Genomic DNA, 22731 nt, shown 5'->3' with positions numbered 1-22731 from the left:
GCGTGGCGCGGGGTCGTGCCCGCACGGCTCCGCGCCAGCACATTAGGGGGCCGGTCCGGAGATTCCGGGCATTGTGGGGGCGGCACGGGCCCGACGCCCGCGCACCTCACCCGATCAGGGGACAATCCGATCCTGCGAGGAGACCCGGGTAGCCCGGGAGAGCGAGCGAACCACCACGGCGTGCGAGGGGACCGCGACGCGGCCGGGAGGGGCAGGGAGGGGCGGGGGGCTCAGGACTCCGGGCGCAGCATCGGCGGGTTGAGCACGTTGGCCCCGCCGGAGGTGAAGAGCTGCGCCGGGCGCCCGCCCTGACGCGTCGTGGTGCCGCCCGAGGGAAGCAGGAACCCGGGTGTGCCGGTCACCTTGCGGTGGAAGTTCCTCGGGTCGAGCGCCACACCCCAGACCGCTTCGTAGACCCGGCGCAGCTCGCCGACGGTGAACTCGGTCGCGCAGAAGGCCGTCGCCAGCGAGGAGTACTCGATCTTGGAGCGAGCGCGCTCCACTCCGTCGGCCAGGATCAGCCCGTGGTCGAAGGCGAGCGGGACCCCGTCGACGGGGTCCGGGCCGAGCAGTTCGGTGACGGGTGCCCAGCGTGCGCCGCTGGCGTCGCCGCCGGCGCGCGGGGTCGGCAGGTCCGGCGCGAGGACCAGGTACGCCACGCTGACCACCCGCATCCGGGGGTCGCGCTGGGGGTGGCCGTAGGTCGCGAGCTGTTCCAGGTGGGCGCCGGCGGTGCCGGGGCCGACCGCGTCGTGTCCGGGGGCGGAGTGGGCGCGCAGACCGGTCTCCTCGGCGAGCTCCCGGGAGGCCGCCTCGGCGAGGCCCTCGTCGGGGCGGACGAAGCCTCCGGGGAGGGCCCAGTAGCCCTGGTAGGGAGGCTCACCCCGCCGGACCAGCAGGGCACAGAGCGCGTGCTCGCGCACCGTCAGCACCACCAGGTCGACCGTGACAGCGAACGGGGGGAAGGCCGACGGGTCATAACGCGACATGGCGACGATCATAGTCGTCTCTCTGACGATAAGCACAGGCCCGCGTACGGACGGTCCGCAGGAGGGCGGGCCCGGCCGACGGCCGGGCCCGCCTCGCGCGGCAGGGGCGGCGTCAGCGGGCGACCAGTTGCAGCTCTGCGGACGCCTCCTCCACCATCGCGACCCCGATCCGGCTGACCCGCACCGAGAACGGCTCGCCCGCGACCCGCAGACCGGTCAATTCCAGCTCTCCGAGCGGCGCGGTGCTGGCCGGGCGGACCAGTACCCGCCCGCCCGGGACATCGGGGCGGACGCCGGCCAGCGCGAACACCGCGTGCGCGGCCCCGGCGGCCGAGACCGCCGCCGGGCGGCAGGCACCCGGGTGCGGCACCGGCGGGCAGCCCGGCGTGCGCTGCTCCCCCGCGTACATCTCGGGCAGCCGGCCCTCGAAGTGGGCGGCGGCGGAGAGCAGACCCTCCAGCAGCGCGCCGGCCTCGTTCTCGTGGCCGGCCTCGGCGAGCCCGGCGATGGCGAGGGCGGTCTCGTGGACCCGTACCGCGCCGCTGCGGTGGCCCAGCGGGTTGAACCGGGGCGACTTGGCGCTCAGCGTGCGCAGCCCCCAGCCGCTGTCGAGCTCCGGCGCGGCCAGCCGATGGGCGAGCAGCCTGGTCTGCTCACGGTCCAGCAGGCTCTCGTGCCGACCGCCCTCGGCCGAGAGCCCCGGGTCGAGGAGGTGGACCAGGCTGGAGGCGACGGCGGGCAGCGGCTGGCCGCCCGGGGCGAGACCGGCGGCCGGACGGCCGCCGGAGAGGTCGTCCACCCAGAACCGGTCGCGGAACCGTGCGCGCAGTCCGGCCGCCCAGCTCCGCCACTCCTCGGCGCCGGGCCGGCCGAAGGCCGCCAGCAGGTCGGCCCCGTGCAGGGCGGCACGGTGCGCCTGGGCCTGGACCTCGGCCCGGGCGGGCACCGGGTGGGCCGACCTCTCCTCGACCGGCCGGCTGAGGTCGGTGACGAAGCCGTCGACCAGGCCCTCGCGCAGCGCCGCGAGCGCGCGCTCGGCGGCCGGGAGGAGCTCGGCGACCTCCTGCCGGGGCAGGCCCCAGCGCCAGGCCTCGGCCAGCACGGTGACGAACAGCAGCGTCGCCTCGGTGGCGGTACAGGTGGGCGGCAGTTCGGGGCCACCGTGCCGCAGGGCCCCCGGCAGCAGACCCTCGGGGCGGTGACCGCCCTGGCCGGGGGCGGGCGCCGGCTGCTGACGGCGGGCCAGGGCCCGGAGGGTGCCGGCGGCGAGCCGGGTGCCGAGCGGCAGTGCCAGCCGGGCCGCCCAGAGCGCGTCGGCCGGGGCGAGCCCGAACCGCCAGGGTGCGCCGGAGGCGGGGTAGAGGTCGGTCGGCCGGTCGGGGTCGGCGAACAGCAGCCCGCCGAGGGCGTCCAGGGAGCGTGCCACCACCAGTGCGGCCCGGGGGTCGTCGCAGCGCACCTCGGGCTCGGCCCAGGGCAGCGGGACTCCGGTGCCCCGACCGCCGGGCGGTCGCGGGCCGGGCAGGGTGGTCTCCAGTTCGGCCCGCAGCTCGACCGACCAGCGGGCCCCGGGCTGGACCTCCAGGTCCCAGCGCAGCACACCGGCGCCGGCCAGGACGGCGTGCGGAGACGGCTGGGCACTGACCGTGGCGCTGTGGGTGGGCCCCGCCCAGCGCAACCCGGAGGACTGCACCTGGCCGGGCAGGTCCGGCGGCCGGTGGCCGGCGGCGATCTCGCCGACCGGGCCGAGGTCGGTGCCGAGCGCGATCTCCAGCGGGAGCCGGGCCGCGCGGCTGCCGGTGTTCCGCACCGTCACGGTCTCGACGCCGTCGGCGTGGCGCAGCCGCTCGACGGTGAGCGCCGGATCGGGGTCGAGGTCGCCGGGGAGCCGGACGGCCCCGAGGAAACGGGCCTGCGCCGCGGTGGTGAGGGTGCCCTGGAGCGGGAGCGGCTCGATCCCGCCGAGCCGCAGTTCCATCCGGGCAACCACGCGGACCCCCGAGCGGTAGAAGCCGTGCAGGCCGTGCCCGCGCAGCTGGCCGTCCGGCCCGGAGGCGGCCATCGCCGGTGCGTTGACGCAGAGCACCGCGTGGTGGGCGGCGGCCGGCTGCGGGCGCGGCGGCGCCGACCGGGCCTGGCCGCCGGGCGCTCCGGGCTGGGCCGGATCCGGTCGGCCGACCGGTCTGGGCGCGCCGACCACACTCTCGGCCGGCATGGCCTGTGGTGGCCTCATCGCGGTCACCGGACTCTCCTCCCCTCGGCGGTCCGGTGGCCGTTCAGGGCCGGTGGGCCGCGAGCATGTTCGATCGCGTGCTGGTGGTGTCTCGGGCCGACGGACCTCTCCGTCGGCCGGCGTGCCGTGCCTGGCCGTACCCGGTACCGGGCCGTGCCATGCGGGACGCGATACCGGGTCGGTATCGGCTCCGCGCCGTTCCCGGGCGTCCCGTCGCGCCCGGTCGTTCACCGGACCCGCCCGGCGCGCCGTCGGGTCCGACGTCCCGCGGCGGCGGTGACGTCATGCCCGGCCGGTGCCCCGCGCGGACCGCTGCCGCGGAGCGGCGGTCCGTTCCGCACCCCGCCGCTCGGGGCCGGCACCGCCACCTGCACGGGTGCCGTGTCGGCCGACCGTTCGGACGGTACTCCGGGCCCGACGGCGGATCCGGACGGGGCGTGGTGCCGGGCCCGGGGCCCCCGGGGTCAACGCCGGAGACCGTCCACAGGTCACGCCCGCCGGCTTCGACCGCGGTACCCGCCCGGGATTCCGGGCGTGCGTGCCGTCGGTTCTCGCGGACCCGCCGGGGCTTTCGCTGTGACTCCGCTCCGGTACCGGTCCGGTGCCGCCTCCCCGCCGTCCTGCGGGCCGTCGAGGCCCGGTCCGTCGGGTGGCCGTCCTGGACGGTGACCGCCGGGCCGGTGCTCGGCCGCGGCCAGGATACGGTGCGGGGATCGCGGCCCCGCCACCGGCAACCCCGGTGGGGGCCGACGCGATCGCTGTGACCAGCAGAGACCGAGGAGTTGTATGTCCACCCCCAGCCGGCTGCCCGGGATTGTCAGCACCGACCACGTCTTCCAGCTGCCCCTCGACCACAGCGCCCCACAGGGCGAGCAGATCGAGGTGTACGCCCGCGAGGTGGTCGCCCCGGGCCGCGCGAAGGACGACGACCTGCCCTGGCTGCTCTTCCTCCAGGGCGGCCCGGGAGGCAAGGCCGGCCGCCCGCTCGGCCGGGACGGCTGGCTGGAGCGCGCCCTCGACGACTACCGGGTGCTCCTCCTCGACCAGCGCGGAACCGGGCGCTCCACGCCCGCGACCCGGCAGACGCTCGCCCGTCGCGGTGGCGCCGAGGAGCAGGCCGACTACCTCGCGCACTTCCGTGCCGACTCGATCGTGCGGGACGCCGAGCTGATCCGCCGCCGGCTGCTCGGCGAGGACCGCCGCTGGAGCCTGCTCGGCCAGAGCTTCGGCGGCTTCTGCACCCTCACCTACCTCTCGATCGCGCCCGAGGGACTGGACCAGGCCTTCGTCACGGGTGGCCTCGCCGGGCTGCGCAGCTCCGCAGACGACGTCTACCGGGCGGCCTACCCCCGGGTCGTCCGCAAGAACGAGGGCCACTACGACCGCTTCCCCGAGGACGTGGCAGGCGTGCGGCGGATCGCCGCCCACCTCTCCGACTCCCCCGCCACCCTGCCCGGCGGCGGGCTGCTCACCGTCCGGGCCTTCCAGGCACTCGGCATGCTGCTCGGCAGCGGCAGCGGCTCCGGCACCCTGCACTACCTGCTGGAGGAGGCCTGGGTGGAGGGCACCGACGGCCCCGAGCTCTCCGACACCTTCCTGGCCGGTGCCGAGGCGCAGCTCTCCTTCGCCCAGGGCCCGCTCTACGCCGTCCTGCACGAGTCGATCTACGGCCAGCGTTCGGTGGACCCCGCCGGCACCGCCTGGTCCGCCGAGCGGGTCCGCGCGGAGTTCCCGGCCTTCGACGCCCGGGCCGCTCTGGAGTCCGACGCGCCGGTGCTGTTCACCGGCGAGATGATCTACCCCTGGATGTTCGACACCGACCCCGCGCTGCGACCGCTGAAGGAGACCGCGGACCTGCTCGCCGCCCGGACCGACTGGCCCGACCTGTACGACCCGGCGCGGCTCGCCGCCAACGAGGTGCCGGTGGTGGCGGCCGTCTACCACGACGACATGTACGTCGACACGGCCGACTCCCTGGCGACCGCCCGGGCCGTCCGGGGGCTGCGGACCTGGATCACCAACGAGTGGGAGCACGACGGCCTCCGGGTCAGCGACGGCAAGGTGCTCGACCGCCTGATCGCGATGGCCCGCGGCGAGGCGTAGCCGCGCCTGCCGGCGAGCCCCGGCCGGTCCCGGCGCCCGACGGGCACCCGGACCGGACCGGGCGGGGCCCGCGCGGGGCTCCCGGATCACCGGGACGTCCGGGCTCCGGCCGGCGCACTCCGCACGCCCCGGCACCGGCCTCGACGGGCGGGGGTCGGTGAGACCGGTGCCGCCCAGGGCGAGGAGCGGCTGATCCGTGCCCGCCGGGTGGAGCGCGGTCGCTCCGCCGGGCGGCAGCCCGGCAGCCCCGGCAGGAGACGCGGCACCGGCTCCGCACCGGTCCGACCGCCGCGCACTCGGGCAGCGCCCGACGGCCCCGCGAGGTCCGACGAGCCGGACCGACCGGTCGCAGCGACGACTGCGGACGGCTCGGGCGGGGTCTCCGTCGGATGCCCGGAATCCGGGGCGGCGCCGGGCACCGGGCCGCTCGCTCCTCCGGACGGCGGCGATCCCTCGGGCCGTGCCCGGCGGCCACGCCTGCGACGGCGGCGGGCCTTCGCCGTCGCGGAACCGCCCGGCCGGTCGGACCCGCCGGCCCGGTCCGGCGGCGCCGGGTCACCCGCTCCTGCCCCGCCCGGCCCGGTGTCCGTCGGCTCCCCACCTGCGGGCTCGGCCTCCGCAGACTCGGTGTCCGGATGATCGACCTCCACGGGCTCGACCGCGACCGGCCCGGCAGCATCGGGGGCCTCGCCACCCGGACCGGTACCGGCCCGCCCGCCGTCGGCCTGAGCCTGAGCCTGAGCCTGAGCGACGGTCGGCCCCACCGCCGACGTCCGCTCCCGCTCGGTGCGGCGGCAGCGCTCCGTCTCCACGCTCGCCAGCAGCGGTTCGACCGTGAAGCCACCGTTGAGCGACTCGTACAGGAGCTGGGCCAGCAGGTAGGACGGCGCGAGACGGAGCGTGTGCGCGAGCACCACACGCGCCGTGGCGGTGTCTCCCGCGACCCAGGAGACCCAGGCCAGCAGGGTGAGCGGCGGCGGCGCGTAGCCCGTGTAGGGCGGCACGCAGCGGGTGGCGAGGAACCGCCAGAGCCGCTGGGCGGACGCCAGCTCGGCCGGCCTGGCGTACTCGGCGGCGCGGTCCCGGATCACCCGGTCCTGGAGCACCAGCAGCAGCCGGGCCGTCCGGTCCTCGTCGAGCTCGACGGCGCCCGCCATGAACGCGGCCACGGCCCCGTCGAGCAGCCGGGCGCTCTCCTCCCGGCCGAGCGACGGCCGCCGCCCCGCCGCCGGACCGCCCTCGGCCCGGGCGATCGCCCGCCGCTGGGGGCCGGCGGCGGGCGGGCCGACCGGCGCCAGCCCGGCGACGATCTCCTTGCGGCTCCCGCGCGGGGCGAGGCCCGCGACGGTGGCAGCCACCGCGACCGGGCCGGGCCCGGGAGCGCTGCCGATCGGGTTGCCCGCCGGATCGCAACTGCACCCGTCACGCCGGCAGAGGAAGGACCACCAGCGACCGGCCGAGACGCAGAGCGCCTCCTTGACCCGCACCCCGCGGCTCTCGAAGGCCAGCCGCAACCGCTCGGCGAGCGGCCGCAACCGCTCGTCCGTCGGCGGGCCGTGATCACGGCCCGGGTCCTGACAGAGGTAGAGGAGGACCTGGACCGGCCGCTCGCCCTGCTGCTCGGAGAGCCCGACCAGCAGGTCGGCCGTCTCCTCGGCGGCGGCCGGCCACTCCTCCGGCGACTCGGGGATGTCCAGCCGGATCACCCCGCCCTGGCGGAGGTCCGGGGATCCGAGACCGACCGCGACGATGCTGTCGTCGGGGAAGAACCCGAGGAGGTAGGGCAGCAGCTCGGCCATGTCGGCCGGGCCCCGCATGGTGATCGGCCGGCCGCCGGGGCCGTCGCCGAAGGGGAGCGCGATGCGTTCGTTGTTCATGGCCGGAAGACTGGCGCAATTCGCCGGAGCCTCCGGATTTTTCTTTTTCCCCTGTGGATAAACCCCGCCTGTGCATAACTCCTCCCTCGTTCGGCTCAACACGCACCACCCTCCAGGGGGACATTTGACGGCCGTTCAGCAGTACAGATGATGAAATACGGCCCCGATCCACCCACGCGTGACCGGCCGCCGTTCGCCGCTTGTCGGCACCTCGGGGTTACATGGACGCCATGCAGCAGCCGAAGACCCACACCACCGCCACCGCCGCCGACCGCGCCGAGGTCCGGACCCGGGCCGAGGCCGTCCTGCGCGAGCTGGCCGGCCCGGGCGCCACGCTCCGCGAGGACCAGTGGACGGCCATCGAGGCGCTGGTCGTCGACCACCGGAGGGCCCTCGTGGTCCAGCGCACCGGCTGGGGCAAGTCCGCCGTCTACTTCATCGCCACCTCCCTGCTGAGGGCCCGGGGCGCCGGACCGACGGTCATCGTGTCCCCGCTGCTCGCCCTGATGCGCAACCAGGTGGAGTCGGCCGCCCGGGCCGGCATCCACGCCCGCACCATCAACTCCGCCAACACCGACGAGTGGGACACCGTCCAGGCCGAGGTCGCCGCCGGGGCCGTCGACGTACTGCTGGTCAGCCCCGAGCGGCTGAACAACCCGGACTTCCGCGACCAGGTGCTCCCGAAGCTCGCCGCCTCCACCGGCCTGCTGGTGGTCGACGAGGCCCACTGCATCTCCGACTGGGGCCACGACTTCCGCCCCGACTACCGCCGGCTGCGCACCATGCTCGCCGACCTCTCGCCGGGCGTCCCGGTGCTGGCCACCACCGCCACGGCCAACGCCCGGGTCACCGCCGACGTCGCCGAGCAGCTCGGCACGGGCACCGGCGACGCGCACGCCCTGGTGCTGCGCGGGCCGCTCGACCGCGAGAGCCTCACCCTCGGCGTGCTCGCACTGCCCGACCCGGCGCACCGGCTGGCCTGGCTCGCCGACCACCTCGACCGGCTGCCCGGCTCCGGCATCGTCTACACCCTGACGGTCGCCGCCGCGGACGAGGTGACGGCCTTCCTGCGCGAGCGGGGTTTCGCGGTGGCCGCCTACTCCGGCCGCACCGAGGACGCCGAGCGCCGCACCGCCGAGGCCGATCTGCTCGCCAACCGGGTCAAGGCGCTGGTCGCCACCTCCGCCCTGGGCATGGGCTTCGACAAGCCGGACCTCGGCTTCGTGGTGCACCTCGGCTCGCCCAGCTCCCCGATCGCCTACTACCAGCAGGTCGGCCGTGCCGGGCGCGGGGTCGACCGGGCCGAGGTCCTGCTGCTGCCCGGCCGGGAGGACGAGGCGATCTGGCGCTACTTCGCCTCGCTGGCGTTCCCGCCCGAGGAGCAGGTGCGCCGGACCATCGACGCACTCGCCGAAGCCGGCCGCCCGCTCTCCACCGCCGCCCTGGAGCCCCGGGTGGACCTGCGCCGCGCCCGGCTGGAGACCATGCTCAAGGTCCTGGACGTGGACGGCGCCGTCCGGAGGGTCAAGGGCGGCTGGACGGCCACCGGGCAGAGCTGGGAGTACGACACCGCCCGCTACGCCAAGGTCGCCGCCTCCCGCGAGGCCGAGCAGCGGGCGATGCGCGAGTACGCGGCGGGCACCGACTGCCGGATGGAGTTCCTGCGCCGGCAGCTGGACGACGAGCAGGCCGCCCCCTGCGGCCGGTGCGACAACTGCGCCGGACCGCTGCACGGTCCGGAGGTCTCGACCGAGGCCCTGGAGGCGGCCCGGGCCTCCCTCGGCCGGCCCGGGGTCGGTTTCGAGCCCCGTCGGCTCTGGCCCACCGGGATGGACGCGCTGGGCGTACCGCTCAAGGGCCGCATCCCGGCCGGCGAGCAGGCCGAGACCGGCCGGGCCCTCGGCCGGCTCTCCGACATCGGCTGGGGCAACCGCCTGCGGGCGCTGCTCGCCGACCAGGCCCCCGACGGGCCGGTCCCGGGCGAGGCGGTGGACGCCCTGGTGACCGTCCTGGCCGACTGGGCGCGCGGTCCGGGCGGCTGGGCCGGCCCGGCCGCGGCCGACGGCGGCCGACTCGACCGGCCGGTCGGCGTGGTGACCATGGCCTCGTCCCGCCGGCCCCGGCTGGTCGGCAGTCTGGGGGCCCGGATCGCCGAGATCGGGCGGCTCCCCCTGCTCGGACAGGTCGAGTACGCGACCGGACAGCCCCCGCACGGGTCGCGCAGCAACAGCGCCCAGCGGCTGAACGCCCTGGCCGGTGCCCTCGTCCTGCCGCCGGAGCTGGAAGCGGCGGTGGCGGCCGCGGGCGGGCCGGTCCTGCTGGTGGACGACCTGGTCGACTCCGGTTGGACGGTCACCGTGGCCGCCCGGTTGCTGCGGCGGGCCGGTGCCGGTGCGGTGCTGCCGCTGGTGCTGGCGGTGCAGGGCTGACGGCCGGTCCGGAGCCGATCGACTCATATCACCCGAATGGAGTAATTAAGGAGATCACCGGAACGCGGCCGGCCCCGGCGGACACCGCCGGGGCCGCCACCGGCGGAAAGGCGGGACGGAGTTGCGCGGGACACTTCGCGGCATCCCTCAGGCGGCCCGGATCACGATCCGGCAGCAGTCGGGTAGCACTCGCACGAACGTGGAATATATCCGGCAGAACGTTGGCTTTCGGGCGGCGTTCATCATTTCATCGTTGCCGCTCCCGCCCGGCTACCCTGAGAATCGGACCGTACCCGGAACCCGGTCCCGTCGACCAGGTCTTCGGCGTACGCAGGTACCCGCGCGCCCGTGGGTCGGGAAGGAGGATTGTGATCAACGGCATCGACCGAGGTCAGTATCCCCTCGCCCGGAGCTCCTCGCCCAGACGGGTGCTCGACCTGCAGACCTGGACGGCCTCGGGGATCCCGCTGCTCCGCGATCCGCGCGAGTTCGTGCTGGAGCTGCACCAGCGCCACCTGCCCCAGCCCGGCACGGTCGTGGTCGCGGTCCTGGACGCGCTGCACCGGCTGACCGGGTCGGCCTCGTTCGCACCCCGCCCGCACAACGAGGACGGCTGGCTCCACCGCAACGCGATCCTCACGCACCTGCGCCAGGTCGTCCCGCACGACCTGCGCCTTCCCGCCCCGACCCGGACGGCCGTGCTGCTGAGCTGCCGGGAGGGCGCGGCCGGCTGGACCGAGCAGGACGGCGCCTGGATGTGGGCGCTCCAGGACGCGGCCACCCTGCACGGGCTGCGCTGCGGCGCGTACGTGGCCCTGACCCCGGTCGGCTGGCAGATCCTCGGCGACGGACGGAGCGGGCGCAATCCGAACGCGGCTTCATGGGCGGACGGACCGGTCCACACCGTGACGGAACTGCCCCCGCGTTCGGCCCTCGACGGCCAGCGCGGCCAGCGGACACTGCGGCAGGCGGCGCCCGAGCGGCCCCGGCGCGGCGAACGGCCACAGCGGTCCCGCCAGTCCGAACACCCGTGGACACCCGCCCGGGTCACGGCCATCGAGCCGACCCGCCGCACCGGCACCCGCTGACGCGACCACCCTCCCGTCCCGGGGCCGGCGCCTGCAGCGGACCCGGCCCACCGGCCGAGCGAGGCGGTCGGGGAGTCCGGACGCCGACCGGGAGTGGCGCAGGCCCCGCGGAAACGTCGAGGCCCGGCACCAGCGGTACCGGGCCTCGAAGATCCGAAGGGTCTCAGGCGGGCAGCCGGCCGCCGGTCGGTGCTCCGGCGCCCGCGAGGGCGGCCGGGGCGGGAGCGGTGCCACCGCAGACCACCAGCAGCGAGTCCGCGTGCTGGAGTGCCTTGGCATGTGCTGCGGCGACGCGGCCGGCCGAGCCGGCAGCGACGGCCAGGACGACGACCGCACGGCGGGCCGGGCGGGTCAGGTCGGCGTCCGCGTAGAACACGTCGCCGCCCTCGGCGAGCTGCGCCCAGTAGCGCTCCTCGCCGAAGGTGAGTTCGTGCTGTTGCCACGGATGCGCCGCGCCGACCGTCAGCACCAGGATGTCTCCCGGGTCACGGCCGGAGTCCAGCAGCCGGTCGACCGTCTCGTCGGCCCGGTCCAGGGCCTCCGCCCCGGTGGCCGGCACATGCCGGATCTCGATCGACGCGGTCCGCGACGGCGGGGGCGGCGGGGTGGGCTTGGGAATCTGGTTCGGGCGCGGCGGCGGCCCCGGACGGTTCGCACGCGCGGGTGCCGGACGCGGCGGTGCCGGACGCGGGCCCGGTACCGGGGCCGACGCGGTGGCGGCCGACGGTACGGCGGTGTTCGCGCTGCCGGTGGCAGGCGTACGGAGGGCGTGTGCGTCCGACTCACGGGGGCTTGGAACGCCGGGGCCCGGGAGGCTCTCGCTGATCTCCGGCTCCTCGGGGAAGACAGGCATACCCGGATATCTATCAAATGCCGGTCGGACGCGCACGGGCGCCCCACCTGTTGGTCACCGCGAACCTCGCGGTCCGGCCCCCGACCCTCCCCGACGGCCCGTCAGAAGCCCAGCGCCAGCTGTTCGCCGACCGGCTCCGCCGAACCCGCTCCGCCCACCCCGGGAAGGGGCCGGCTCCGCTTCAGGTGGCGCCATTTGGGCAGTCCGTCCAGATATGACCAGGAGAGGCGGTGGTGTTCGGTCGGCCCGAACTCCTCCAGCGCGGCCCGGTGGACCGGGGAGGGATAGCCGGCGTTGTCGGCGAACCCGTACTCGGGGTGCGCCTCCCCCAGTTCGGCCAACAGTCCGTCGCGGTGGACCTTGGCGAGCACCGAGGCGGCCGACACGCAGATGCACGACTGGTCGCCCTTGATCACCGTGCGCACCTGCCAGGGACCGCCGAGGTAGTCGTGCTTGCCGTCCAGGATCACCGCGTCCGGCTCCACCGGCAGCGCCTCCAGCGCCCGGACTGCGGCCAGTCGCAGCGCCGCCGTCATCCCCAGCTCGTCACACTCCAGGGCCGAGGCGTGACCGAGCGCGTACGCGCCGACCCAGTCGGCGAGCACCGGGGCGAGCGCCTCGCGGCGGCGCTCGGTGAGCAGTTTGGAGTCGGTCAGCCCCTCCGGCGGCCGGCGCAGTCCGGTGACGGCCGCGCCGACGGTCACCGGCCCGGCCCAGGAGCCGCGCCCGACCTCGTCGAGGCCGGCCACGACCTTGGCGCCGGCCCGCCGGAGCGAGCGCTCGACGGAGTGCGTCGGCGGGACGATGGGCATGTCGGAATCCGTTCAGCTGGGCGGACTCCAGCGTATTCCACCCGCCGCAGGACCCGGGAAGGCCCGGGAAGGCCCGGGGCGGGCCGGGGCGGGCCGGGAACACCCGCACCCCGGCCCCCGGCCTCAGTTCCGCATCAGCGGGACCATGACCTCGTCCACCAGCTCGGTCGCGAACTCCGGGCCCACCCGCCCGCCGCAGATCTTGACCCGGTACAGCAGCATCGCCGGCGCCAGGTCGGCGACCATCGACGTGACCGCGCCGGGCCGGACGTCGCCGCGCTCGGCGCCGCGCCGGAGGATGTCCAGAATGACCCCCTTGGTCGGTTCGATCACCCGCTGGGCCATGAAGTCCTTGAACAGCGCGGCCTGTTCGTGATCCAACTCGGCCATCAGCGCGTGCATCGCACCACCGGAGCGGGAGTGCACGACGGCGGCGAAGCTCTCGACGAGGTAGAGGAGTTCCTCGCGGGCGGACCCGAGGTCCGGAGTGTCGGAGGGGCGTGGCAAAGTGGAGTCCAGGGCGTCGATGACCAGTTCGACCTTGGAGGCCCAGCGCCGGTACAGCGCGGCCTTTCCGGTCCGGGCTGCCTGGGCGACCCCTTCCATCGTCAGCCGCGCGAACCCGCCGGAGGTGAGCTGGTCGAGCGTCGCATCGAAGATCGCGGTCTCCAGCTCCTTCCCCCGCCGCCGGACCGGTCGACGCAGGGCCTCGGCCGCGATCCGTATGGGGCAAGGTCCCGAGGCGGCCTCGGTCGACCGCTCGACGGGCCTCTCGACCGGCCGTTCGACCGCCCGGCCGGTCGACCGAACCGCCGCCTGGCGCCGCACCAACTGATCCATTGTCACCAACCTTAGGGAACGGTTGCGTTCATAATCACGCCCACGCTATCGTCCACAGTAGTGAACGATTCCGTTCCTTCATAGTCCGCGGGACGCCGCCGGACCGTTCCGGACCCCGGGTCCGAAGTACACGAAGCAGTAGCCAGCAGGGGGCATCAACTTGGCTATCTCCGACACACTCAGCAAGAACTCTCCAACGCAGGGCCGTCAAGGACGGAACAAAAACCTCACCCTGACCGTCATCGCGGCCTCGCAGCTGATGGTGGTGCTCGACGCCACCATCGTGAACATCGCCCTGCCGCAGATCAGGGACGTGCTGAACTTCTCCACGACCAACCTGTCGTGGGTGATCAACGCCTACACGCTGACCTTCGGCGGCCTGCTGCTGCTCGGTGGCCGTGCGGGCGACATCCTCGGCCGGCGCCGGGTCTTCATCGCGGGCACGCTCCTGTTCGGGTTCGCCTCGCTGCTCGGCGGCTTCGCACAGGACGGCGGCATGCTGTTGGCCGCCCGCGCGCTCCAGGGCATCGGCGGCGCGATCTGCTCGCCGACGGCCTTCGCCCTGATCGCCACCAACTTCGAGGAAGGGCCCGAACGCAACAAGGCCTTCGGGGTGTTCTCCGCGGTGGCCGGTTCGGGCGCCGCGATCGGCCTGCTGGCCGGCGGCGTGCTCACCGAGTACCTGGACTGGCGCTGGGTCTTCTTCGTCAACGTGCCGATCGCCGTCCTGATCGCCTTCGCCGCGCCGCGCCACATCGCCGAGTCGGAGCGCCAGGCGGGCCGTTTCGACGTGCCCGGCGCGCTCACCTCGACACTCGGACTGGTCGGCCTGGTCTACGGCTTCATCCGTGCCGCCTCGGACGGCTGGTCCGACCCGCTGACGCTCGGCTCGTTCGCGGCCGGTGTGGTGCTGATGGCCGCCTTCCTGGTCATCGAGACCCGGACCGCGCAGCCGATCACCCCGCTGAAGCTGTTCGCCGACCGGAACCGCACCGGCGGCCTGGTGATGATGCTCTGCCTGGCCGCGGCCATGTTCGGCATCTTCTTCTACATCACGCTCTTCGTGCAGGGCCCGCTGGGCTACAGCCCGCTGAAGTCCGGCTTCGCCTTCCTGCCGATCAGCGCGTCCATCATCGTGGCCGCCCAGCTCGCGTCGAGCCTGCAGGTCAAGTACGGCCCGAAGCCGTTCATGGCCGGTGGTTCGCTGCTGGTCACCATCGGGCTCACCTGGCTGACCTTCATGGACGCGGACAGCGGCTACCTGGACGGCGTCCTCGGCCCCACGGTCGTGTTCGGCTTCGGGATGGGCCTGGTCTTCGTCCCGGTGATGCTGCTGGCCGTCGCGGGCGTCGCCGGGGACGAGACCGGTGCCGCCTCGGGCCTGCTCAACTCGATGCAGCAGATCGGCGGGTCGCTCGGCCTGTCGATCCTGACCACGGTGTTCGCGCACTACGCGACCGCCGAGGCCAAGGTCCAGCTGCCCGGCTTCATGGCCACGGCCACGCCGGAACAGAAGGCCTGGCTGATGGAGAAGCAGGAGTTCCCGCAGGGCACCGGCGCGGCCAACGAGGTCCTCGCCCAGGGCATATCGCACGGCTTCATCGCGGGCGCCGCGCTGGCGGCCGTCGCCCTGGTGGTCGCGGTCTTCGTGGTGAAGGCCAAGGCTTCCGACCTGCCGACGGAGGCCTCCGGCGTCGCGATGCACTGAGCGCGGCGCACCCGCACCACACTTCACGCACCACGCACCACACTTCACGCACCACGCACCACGCACCACGCACCACGCACCACGCACCACGCACCTGATCGGCGGACGCCGGACGGTGTGCGCGGACCGATCCGGCGTCGACCGCCGGAGATGACGGGCCGGCCGGGAGCAGTTCGCTCCCGGCCGGCCCGCACGCCTTCTCCCCGCCGGTTCCTGCCCGACCCCGCCGAGCGGCCCCTCGAGGCACCCCGCCGAACGCCCCTCGCCGAGCCCGGGGCTCAGCGCTCGCCGCGGTAGTCGCCGCCGTACAGTCCCAGCCGCGCGCACGCCCCGTCGTCCTCGGCCGAACGGTCCACCGGCGGACGGGCGGCGAGGATCAGCCGGGCCCGGGACTCGGCCAGGCTGGTGGCGTACCAGGGCGTGTCGTCCGCGAGCCCGGTCGCGAGGACGTCCAGCGCGCAGGTCCGGTGGTCGCCCGGCAGCCGGTCCAGGGCCGGAACCGCGTCGAGCGAGAGGCTCCGGACGTTGCGCAGGTCGATCTGCCCGGTCCGCTCGAAGCGGGCCACGTTCTGCTCCGCGACGACCGCGTCCGGCCCCATCAGCCCGTACAGCGCGGCGGCCGTCGCCGCACTGAGCACGGCGGCGCGCGGCAGCCAGGCCGTCGAGCGGGTCAGGCCCGCCGCGATGAGCAGCAGGAAGACGACGCCCAGCCAGACCTCGACCACCAGGACCCAGAGCCGGAGCGCGGTCAGCCCGGAGGCGTCCACGTAGAACCACATCCGTCCGAGCGCGGAGGCCACCACGGTCAGGGTGAGCAGGCAGAGCGTGCCGAGCAGCAGCCGCGCCAGCCGGCGGTCGGCCTCGGTGCCGCGCGGCGCCCAGCGCTTGGCGAGGGCGACCACGACCAGGGTGAGCACGGTGACCACCAGCAGCTGCCAGAAGCCCTGGCGGGCGTACTCGGAGCGGCTCATCCCGGTGTTCTCCATGATCGAGTCCCGGCCGCCGAGCACCACCACGGCCTGGACCACCGCGAAGGCGCCGAACATCAGGTTGAGCGCGCCCAGCGGCAGGGCCCACTCCAGCCGGCCGCGGGCCCGGCCCGGCGGGACCGGCGTGCGGTCCCAGCGCCGCGGGCCCGCCGCGATGTGGGCGAAGCCCAGCGCGGTCACCAGGCCGATCGTGAAGAGCACGAAGCGGACCGGGAGTTCGCCGAGGTCCACGCTGGGGGTGAGGCTCTCGAACATGTCCGCCATGGCCGCGTCGGCGCCGGCGAAGAGCGCGCCGAAGACGGCCAGCAGGACGGCGGCCACCAGCACTCCCTTGACCACCGGCACCACCCGGCTCCGGCCGGGCACCCTGCCGCCGCGCAGCCCGCTCCGGGCCCAGCGCAGGCCGGGCACGAGGTTCCACAGCACGCCGGGCAGCGCGAGCAGGACACCGGCCCAGCGGCGCCCCCCGTGCAGCGCGAGCGAGGCCAGGCCCAGGGCCCAGACGGTGGACAGCAGGACCGGCCAGCCGGCCTCGTACAGCGCCGGGACGGCGAGCAGGGCGACCGCGAGGGCACTCCACAGGACGGTCCAGCCGCGCACCCGCCGCCCTGCCGCGCGGGCGGCGAGCCCGGCACCCGCGGTGGCGAGCGCGGCGCAGAGGAGCAGGTTGACGCCGAGCCCGTCGATCAGCAACCAGGACGCCAGCAGGCCGGTCAGCAGCGCCGCGAGCAGGGCCCGCCCGGTGGCCGGCGACTTCCGCTCGGGGTCGCTGAGCCGCAGCCACTGGAACGGCTGCGGCACCGGCGCGCCGGGCGCCCGGTAGGGGCCGTACGCGGCCGCGGCGACCGGGCCCGCACCCCACGCACCGGCGGCGCGCGGGGCTGCGCCGACCGCGCCCGGGGGCACGTCCGCGCCGGTACGGCCGCCCGTACCGGCGCCCGGGACTGCCTCGGGGCCGGCGCCGGCTGCGGGTCCTGAGCCCGCCCCGGACGGTGCTCCGTCCGGGGCGGGCGTGGTGGGTCCGGACATGGGTTCCCCCTCAGTGGTCGGGCGGGCACGCGGAAGCCGCCCTCGGGGCGGTCCGCCGAGCGACGCGGCAGCACGGGGCGTGCGGCGCCGACGGGCGCGCGGAACCACACCGGTGAAGGCGTCAGGAGCCGCGGCCGAAGCCGACTGTAGACCATTCTGAACAAGTTCAAAAACACCGGACCCGGCTCTGTCGCACGCCTGTGACAGAGCCGGGTCCGACTTCGCGGAGCCCCTCCGCGCAAGCCCCTCGGCACCCCTCAGCACGCCCCTTCAGCGCGTTCCTTCAGCGCGTTCCTTCAGCGCGTCCCTTCGGCGCCCCTCGGCGGATCTCCTCAGTACGTCCCGTACAGCGAGTACTGGAAGGCGTCCTTCACCGCCGGCCCGAAGTTCACCGGCCACGTCCCGAACGGCACGACCGTGTTGCTGTACGCGCCCTGCCCGCCGGCGCCGGTCGAGTAGTTCATGTTGTTCACCGTGGCGCCCGTCCCGTTGCTGTTGTAGACGAACCAGTAGGACGTGCCCGCGCTCAGCGTGATGTCCACCGCCAGCGAGTTCCACGCGTTGGCGGTGAGCGTGCCGCTCCCGGTCGCGGCGACCAGGGCGCCCGGCGAACCGCCCACGTCCGTGTAGACGGCCAGCTGGAAGCGGTTGTCGGGCGCCGCGCTGACCGGTCCGACGTGCACGCTCATCGAGGTCAGCGCCACCGGGGCGGCGCCGGTCGTCACCCTGTTGCCGTTCAGGTGGTTGGAGTCGGTGTCGTCGATCAGCGAGCCCACCGCGGTGTTGCCGATCGTCCGCGGCTCCGCTCCCCCGGTGGTGAACGAGACGGCGTACGGACCGGCCAGGACGTTGCCCGAGCTGTCCCGCACGCCCTGGACGGTCGCGGTGTACCCGGTGGTGAGGGCGAGCGGGGCACCCGGGGTGAGGACGACGCCGTTGGCCGCCGCGTCGTAGGCCACCGTGCCCGCCACGGTGGCGCCGCCCGCGGTGGTGCGCAGGGTCGCGGTGGAGGCGGTCACGCTCGCCGGGTCCAGCGGCTCGCCGAACGAGAACCGGACCGCCGCCCCGGGCGCCACGCCGGTGGCCCCGCCGGCCGGCGCGGTGCCGGTGACCGCGGGCGGGGTGGTGTCGCGACCGTAGGTCGCGGTGTACGAGCCCACCGCGCCGTCGAAGAACGCGTACGGCACGCCCTTGACCGTCTCGATCCGGTACGGGAGGCTCCGGCCGCCCGAGCTGAGGCCGGTCAGCGTCCCGGCGGCGGCGTCGACCGGCAGCATCGCCCGCAGCCCGGTGGCTCCTCCGGTGATGTCGAAGGTGAGCGCGCTCCCGTTCCAGGCCAGCCGGGAGAAGGCCGAACCGTTGCGGCCGTCCAGCCAGGTGAGCATCTGCCGGCCGGAGACCACCGGGACACCGCGCGCCTTGGCGGCGGCGACGATCGTGTCGGAGGCGGCGGAGGCGGCGAAGTCGGTGTGGATGTTGGCGGTCAGCGCCGCGTAGTAGCCCTTGGCGCCGTAGGCGGCGTCGAGCAGCGTGGTGACGGTGCCCGGGTAGGACTGGCCGGACTCGTCGGTGAGCTGGGTGGTGGCCTGGTACTCGTCGATCACGCTGCCGTCGGTGTCGGCGAACCGCATGATCTGCGCGGTGCCGTTGAAGTAGCCGGGCCGGTCCTTGGTGAAGGCGGACGGGTAGAAGTAGTAGTCGGTGTCCAGCCGGATCCCGTTGGCCAGCTTGGTCTTCGCCTGGGTGGCCCAGTCGTCCCACTCGACGCAGTGCGTGCGGCTGCTCGAAGGGGACGGCAGTGTCGGGTACTTGGCCCTCCACCCGGCCAACTGGTCCCGGTAGAAGCCCTGCAGGGCGGCGGCGGAGCCCCAGGGTCGGCAGTCGGTGGTGACGTGCACGCCGACCTCGAAGCCCTGGTCGCTGTAGGCCTTGGCCCGGGCCGGGGTGAGCGGGTCGTCGGTGTAGATGTACGAGGAGCCGCGGATGCACTCCCAGTTGGCCACCGAGCAGCCCGGCGGGCTCTGCGCGAGGTAGCCGTCCCAGCGGCCGGCCGTGCCGCCGACCCCGTGGTCGTCGCCGGTCATCACCACGACGGCCTTGACGTCCCGTGGGAAGTACCAGAACCGGGGCAGCGGTTTGGCCGTGGACCCCAGCCGGGTGAGCAGGTTGGCGAGCAGCCGCTGCTGCTCGTCGGCGATCGGGATCAACGCCTTGTCCAGGTCGTTCCAGTCGGGCCCGCCGTCGGTGCCGAAGAACATCTCGCTGGCCTCGTAGCCGTCGACTCCGTCGCGCTGCCGCCCGGCCCAGGCGACGTTGCCCTGGCGGGTCTGCACCACCGACCTGGCCAGGTCGTAGCTGAACGCGGCGGCCCGGCCGCTGCCGGCGGTGTGCAGGGTGACCGCCGGGTTGGCCGTGGCGGTGGCGGCGTCGCTGTAGAGGGTGGCGACGGCGGTGGCGCCGCTCAGGGTGTAGAGGTCGGCGGCGCCGTGGTAGCCCATGGTGTCGCCGGTGATCCCGGTGCCGGGCGAGGCGCCGGTGTTCACCTTCAGGTAGGCGTCGGAGCGGGTTCCGGTGACCGGGGTGAGGCCGAACAACGGCGCGAGCTGCCGGTCCGGGCGCATGGCGACCAGCCGCCCGCCGCCGCCGGTCCAGGTGGTGAACAGGTCCGCCTGCGCGGCGGTGAGCGGCATCTCGCCGAGCAGCACCACGTCGGCGGCGGCGAGGAGCTGGCCGGTGACGGCGGAGATGTCCACCTGGTGGTAGGCGTTGAGGCCCTCCGCCTTGAGGATCTCGGCCAGGTACCGGGTGTACGGGTTGGCCTGGCTGGTGACCAGCAGGATCGGGCCCTCCCCGCCCGGACCCGGGCCCGGCGGTGTGGTCGGCGGTTCCGGGTCGGCGGTGTAGGTCGCGTGGATCGAGAAGCTCAGGCCGCCGGAGGTGACCGGGCCGACGTCGGACGGCCAGCTGCCGAACGGCTGGCCGCCGTTGCCGTACGCGCTGGTGCCGCCGGGGCTGTACCGGAGGTTGTTGACCGCCGCGTTGGTCCCGTTGGTGTTGTAGGCCAGCCAGTACGGCGTGTTGGCGGCCAGGGTCGCCGTCAGCGGGACGCTGTTCCAGCCGTGGGCCGCGAGGGTCCCGGTGGCGCTGCTCACCAGCAGGCTGCCCGGGCTGCCGCCGTTGTCCCGGTAGATCGCCACCTGGTAGCGGTTGTTGGGCGCCGCGTCCACCGCGTCCACGAACACCGACAGGCCGGTGACCGTGCCACCGGCCGAACCGGTCACGTAGCGCGAGGCGTTGAGGTAGCCGGAGTCGGCGGAGTCCGTGGCCGTACCGGCCTCGGTGGTGCCGAGCGTGAGCGTCACGGCCGCCGCGGGATCGGCCGCGGCCGGTGCGGCCCCCGGTCCGGAGACCAGCGCCGCCGCCACGGCCAGGGCCGCCGGCAGCCCCCCGGCCCTCCGCCCCCACGGCCGCCACCGCCGGCCCGAGTGTATGCCTGCGTCTGCCATGACCGCCCCCTGTGTCACCTCGGCCAACTGCCTTTAACGGTGTACCGGTTCCGTGCCGACCGTGTCCACGAGACCGACACGTTCGGCGTGAATCGAAACGCCTCCGGGGGGCGACCCGGCTATCCCTTGACCGATCCGGCCAGCAGGCCGCGGACGAAGTACCGCTGGAGGGCGAAGAACACCGCCAGCGGGATCACGATGGACAGGAACGCCCCGGCGGTCAGCAGCTCCCAGCGCCCCCCGAACGATCCGGACAACTGCGCCAGCCGGACCGTCATCGGCGCCACGTCGGGCGTACCGCCGGCGAAGGTCAGCGCGACCAGCAGGTCGTTCCAGACCCAGAGGAACTGGAAGATCGCGAACGAGGCCAGCGCCGGGGTGCAGAGCGGCAGCACGATCGAGCGGAAGATCTTGAAGTGCGAGGCGCCGTCCACCACCGCCGCCTCCATCAGGTCGCGCGGCAGCTGGGCGATGAAGTTGTGCAGCAGGAAGATCGCCAGCGGCAGCGCGAACATCGTGTGCGCCAGCCAGACCGGCGCGTACGTGCCGCCGAGGTCCAGCGCCGGGACCAGCGTCACCGAGCCCAGGTGGGCGCCCCCGGAGAACAGTTGGAGCAGCGGGATCAGCGCCATCTGGAGCGGCACCACCTGGAGCGCGAAGACCACGAAGAACACCGTGTCGCTGCCCCGGAACCGCACCCAGGCCAGCGCGTACGCGGCCATCGCCGCCAGCGCCAGCGGGAACAGGGTGGCCGGGACGCTGATCGCCAGCGAGTTCACCAGGAACGGCATCAGACCGGTCGAGACGCCGGAGCCGCCCTCGAACAGCACCGTGTGGTAGTTGTCCAGGCCGAGGTCCGGGTGGACGAAGACGTTCCACCAGCCGTCGGCGGTGACGTCCTTCTTGGGCCGCAGCGAGGTGGCCAGCAGGCCCAGCGTGGGAACGGTCCAGAGCACCGTCACCACGATCACGAACACCGAGGCCGCCGGGGTGGAGAAGGCCTTCCGGACGGGACCGCCGTCACGCCGTGCGCTCATCGCACCCCACGCTCCTTCCGCAGCTGGACGATGTTGTAGGCCACCAGGGGGAGCACCGCGAGGAAGAGGACCACCGCGAGCGCGCTGCCCCGCCCGGTGTTGAACTGCACGAAGGACTGCGAGTACATCTCGTTGGCCAGCACCTGGGTGCCGAAGTTGCCGCCGGTCATGGTGCGGACGATGTCGAAGGCCTTGAGCGTGGTGATCATCACGGTGGTGAGCACCACCACCACCGTCGTGCGGATCATCGGCACCGTGACGTACCAGAACAGCCGCATCCCGCCCGCGCCGTCCAGCCGGGCCGCTTCGGTGACCTCGTCCGGGATCGCCTTGATCGCCGCCGACAGCACCACCATCGCGAAGCCCGTCTGCACCCAGACCATCACCGCCATCAGCAGGAAGGTGTTGAGCGGCTGGGCGAGCATCCAGTTCGGCGGGTGCTCCCAGCCCAGCGCGACGGCGACCTGGCTCAACAGGCCGATCTGCCGCTGCGAGGCGTCCCGGGACTCGTAGACGAACTTGAAGATGATCGACGCGCCGACCAGGGAGATCGCCATCGGCATGAAGATCAGCGACTTGTACACCGCCTGGCCGCGCATCCGGTCCACCAGCAGTGCCAGCACCAGACCGAGCCCGGTGGCCGCCAGCGGTGCGATCACCAGCCAGAGCAGCGTGTTCACCAGCACCTCGTGCAGCGAGTCCGTGGTGAACGCCCAGCCGAAGTTCTCGCCACCGACGAACCGGCTGCTGTCGTCGTTGTGGAGGCTCAGCCAGACGGTGCGGACCAGTGGCGCGACCAGGCCCACCAGCAGCAGCACCACCGCCGGACCGAGGAAGACGGCGACCGCCAGCGGGCGGGCGAGACGGCCGGAGGCGCGGCCGGCTACCAGGAAGACCAGCAACAGGATGCCGAGGAAGCCGGCGATCGCGCCGAAGCCGTTGCCGAACTTGACCACCGCGTCGCCCCAGGCGCCGTCGGCGAGTGCGGAGGCGGGGAGGGACATGGCTGGGCGTCCTTTCCTTGCGGTCGGCGAAAGGGAGGAAACGACGGGCCGGGACGGAAGTCCGGGAGGCGGGAGGGTCGGCGACCCGAGGACCGGAGACCGGAGACCGGAGGAGGGGAGGGCGGAGGACGGGCGGTGCGGCTCGGGGGCCACTAACCGGCCACGAAGCCCGAAACACCGACCACGACACTGACTCGCCACACAGCAGCCAGCCTGAACCTCAGAACGGGCGAC

At 74.3% G+C, this 22731-nt stretch carries 14 protein-coding genes; 4 read left to right on the top strand and 10 right to left on the bottom strand.

Features of this window, described 5'->3' with window-relative positions:
• Positions 1-230 precede the first annotated feature (230 nt).
• Complete coding sequence (locus tag ACFWOG_RS22205) at positions 231-989, bottom strand: NUDIX domain-containing protein (RefSeq protein ID WP_380360510.1); 759 nt, start codon at positions 987-989, stop codon at positions 231-233.
• A gap of 112 nt (positions 990-1101) precedes the next feature.
• Positions 1102-3222 (bottom strand): glycogen debranching N-terminal domain-containing protein, encoded by a 2121-nt coding sequence (locus ACFWOG_RS22200; RefSeq protein WP_329950058.1) that lies wholly within the window; start codon positions 3220-3222, stop codon positions 1102-1104.
• A gap of 786 nt (positions 3223-4008) precedes the next feature.
• Between ACFWOG_RS22200 and ACFWOG_RS22195 the strand changes: the two genes are divergently transcribed.
• Entirely contained in the window at positions 4009-5325 is a 1317-nt protein-coding gene (locus ACFWOG_RS22195) for an alpha/beta fold hydrolase (RefSeq protein ID WP_380360508.1), read from the top strand.
• 86 nt (positions 5326-5411) lie between these two features.
• Here the strand turns inward: ACFWOG_RS22195 and ACFWOG_RS22190 are convergent, their stop codons facing one another.
• Positions 5412-7202 carry a DUF4192 family protein gene (locus ACFWOG_RS22190; RefSeq protein WP_380360507.1) on the bottom strand — a complete coding sequence of 597 codons (1791 nt, stop codon included), beginning with the start codon at positions 7200-7202 and terminating at the stop codon, positions 5412-5414.
• Between the two features lie 230 nt (positions 7203-7432).
• On the opposite strand from ACFWOG_RS22190, the gene ACFWOG_RS22185 reads away from it, so the two are divergent.
• Positions 7433-9631, top strand: a complete 2199-nt coding sequence (locus tag ACFWOG_RS22185) for a RecQ family ATP-dependent DNA helicase (RefSeq protein ID WP_380360505.1) — start codon at positions 7433-7435, stop codon at positions 9629-9631.
• 368 nt (positions 9632-9999) lie between these two features.
• Positions 10000-10719: a hypothetical protein gene (locus ACFWOG_RS22180; protein WP_380360503.1), complete on the top strand. Its 720-nt coding sequence runs from the start codon at positions 10000-10002 to the stop codon at positions 10717-10719.
• Between the two features lie 163 nt (positions 10720-10882).
• On the opposite strand, the gene ACFWOG_RS22175 is transcribed toward ACFWOG_RS22180, so the two are convergent.
• From ACFWOG_RS22175 to ACFWOG_RS22165, 3 genes are all read right to left on the bottom strand, one after another.
• A complete protein-coding gene (locus ACFWOG_RS22175; RefSeq protein WP_329950007.1) occupies positions 10883-11278 on the bottom strand; it encodes a hypothetical protein in 396 nt (131 codons plus the stop codon).
• Positions 11279-11673: 395 nt separating this feature from the next.
• Positions 11674-12384, bottom strand: coding sequence for a ribonuclease HII (locus ACFWOG_RS22170; RefSeq protein WP_329882599.1), 711 nt, complete (start codon positions 12382-12384; stop codon positions 11674-11676).
• Positions 12385-12507: 123 nt separating this feature from the next.
• The gene (locus ACFWOG_RS22165) at positions 12508-13224 is read right to left on the bottom strand and encodes a TetR/AcrR family transcriptional regulator (protein ID WP_380360500.1); all 717 of its coding nucleotides are present in this window, start codon (positions 13222-13224) and stop codon (positions 12508-12510) included.
• 160 nt (positions 13225-13384) lie between these two features.
• On the opposite strand from ACFWOG_RS22165, the gene ACFWOG_RS22160 reads away from it, so the two are divergent.
• On the top strand, positions 13385-14932 hold the full coding sequence (locus ACFWOG_RS22160) for an MFS transporter (protein WP_380360498.1): 1548 nt from the start codon (positions 13385-13387) through the stop codon (positions 14930-14932).
• 278 nt (positions 14933-15210) lie between these two features.
• Here ACFWOG_RS22160 and ACFWOG_RS22155 read toward each other — a convergent pair whose 3' ends face one another.
• The 4 genes from ACFWOG_RS22155 to ACFWOG_RS22140 form a co-directional block, all read right to left on the bottom strand.
• Positions 15211-16950 carry a DUF4153 domain-containing protein gene (locus tag ACFWOG_RS22155; RefSeq protein WP_380360496.1) on the bottom strand — a complete coding sequence of 580 codons (1740 nt, stop codon included), beginning with the start codon at positions 16948-16950 and terminating at the stop codon, positions 15211-15213.
• A 332-nt stretch (positions 16951-17282) separates the two neighbouring features.
• The gene (locus ACFWOG_RS22150) at positions 17283-20456 is read right to left on the bottom strand and encodes an Ig-like domain-containing protein (RefSeq protein ID WP_380360494.1); all 3174 of its coding nucleotides are present in this window, start codon (positions 20454-20456) and stop codon (positions 17283-17285) included.
• A 119-nt stretch (positions 20457-20575) separates the two neighbouring features.
• Positions 20576-21493 carry a carbohydrate ABC transporter permease gene (locus tag ACFWOG_RS22145; protein ID WP_329950002.1) on the bottom strand — a complete coding sequence of 306 codons (918 nt, stop codon included), beginning with the start codon at positions 21491-21493 and terminating at the stop codon, positions 20576-20578.
• Complete coding sequence (locus ACFWOG_RS22140; RefSeq protein ID WP_329882594.1) at positions 21490-22497, bottom strand: sugar ABC transporter permease; 1008 nt, start codon at positions 22495-22497, stop codon at positions 21490-21492. The genes ACFWOG_RS22145 and ACFWOG_RS22140 overlap by 4 nt, the downstream gene beginning before the upstream one ends.
• Positions 22498-22731: the final 234 nt, after the last annotated feature.

Origin of the sequence: Kitasatospora sp. NPDC058406 (assembly GCF_042722765.1) — a bacterium.
Classification (GTDB): domain Bacteria; phylum Actinomycetota; class Actinomycetes; order Streptomycetales; family Streptomycetaceae; genus Kitasatospora.
The sequence above is the reverse complement of the archived record's forward strand: the minus strand, read 5'-3'. Positions and strand labels throughout refer to the sequence as shown.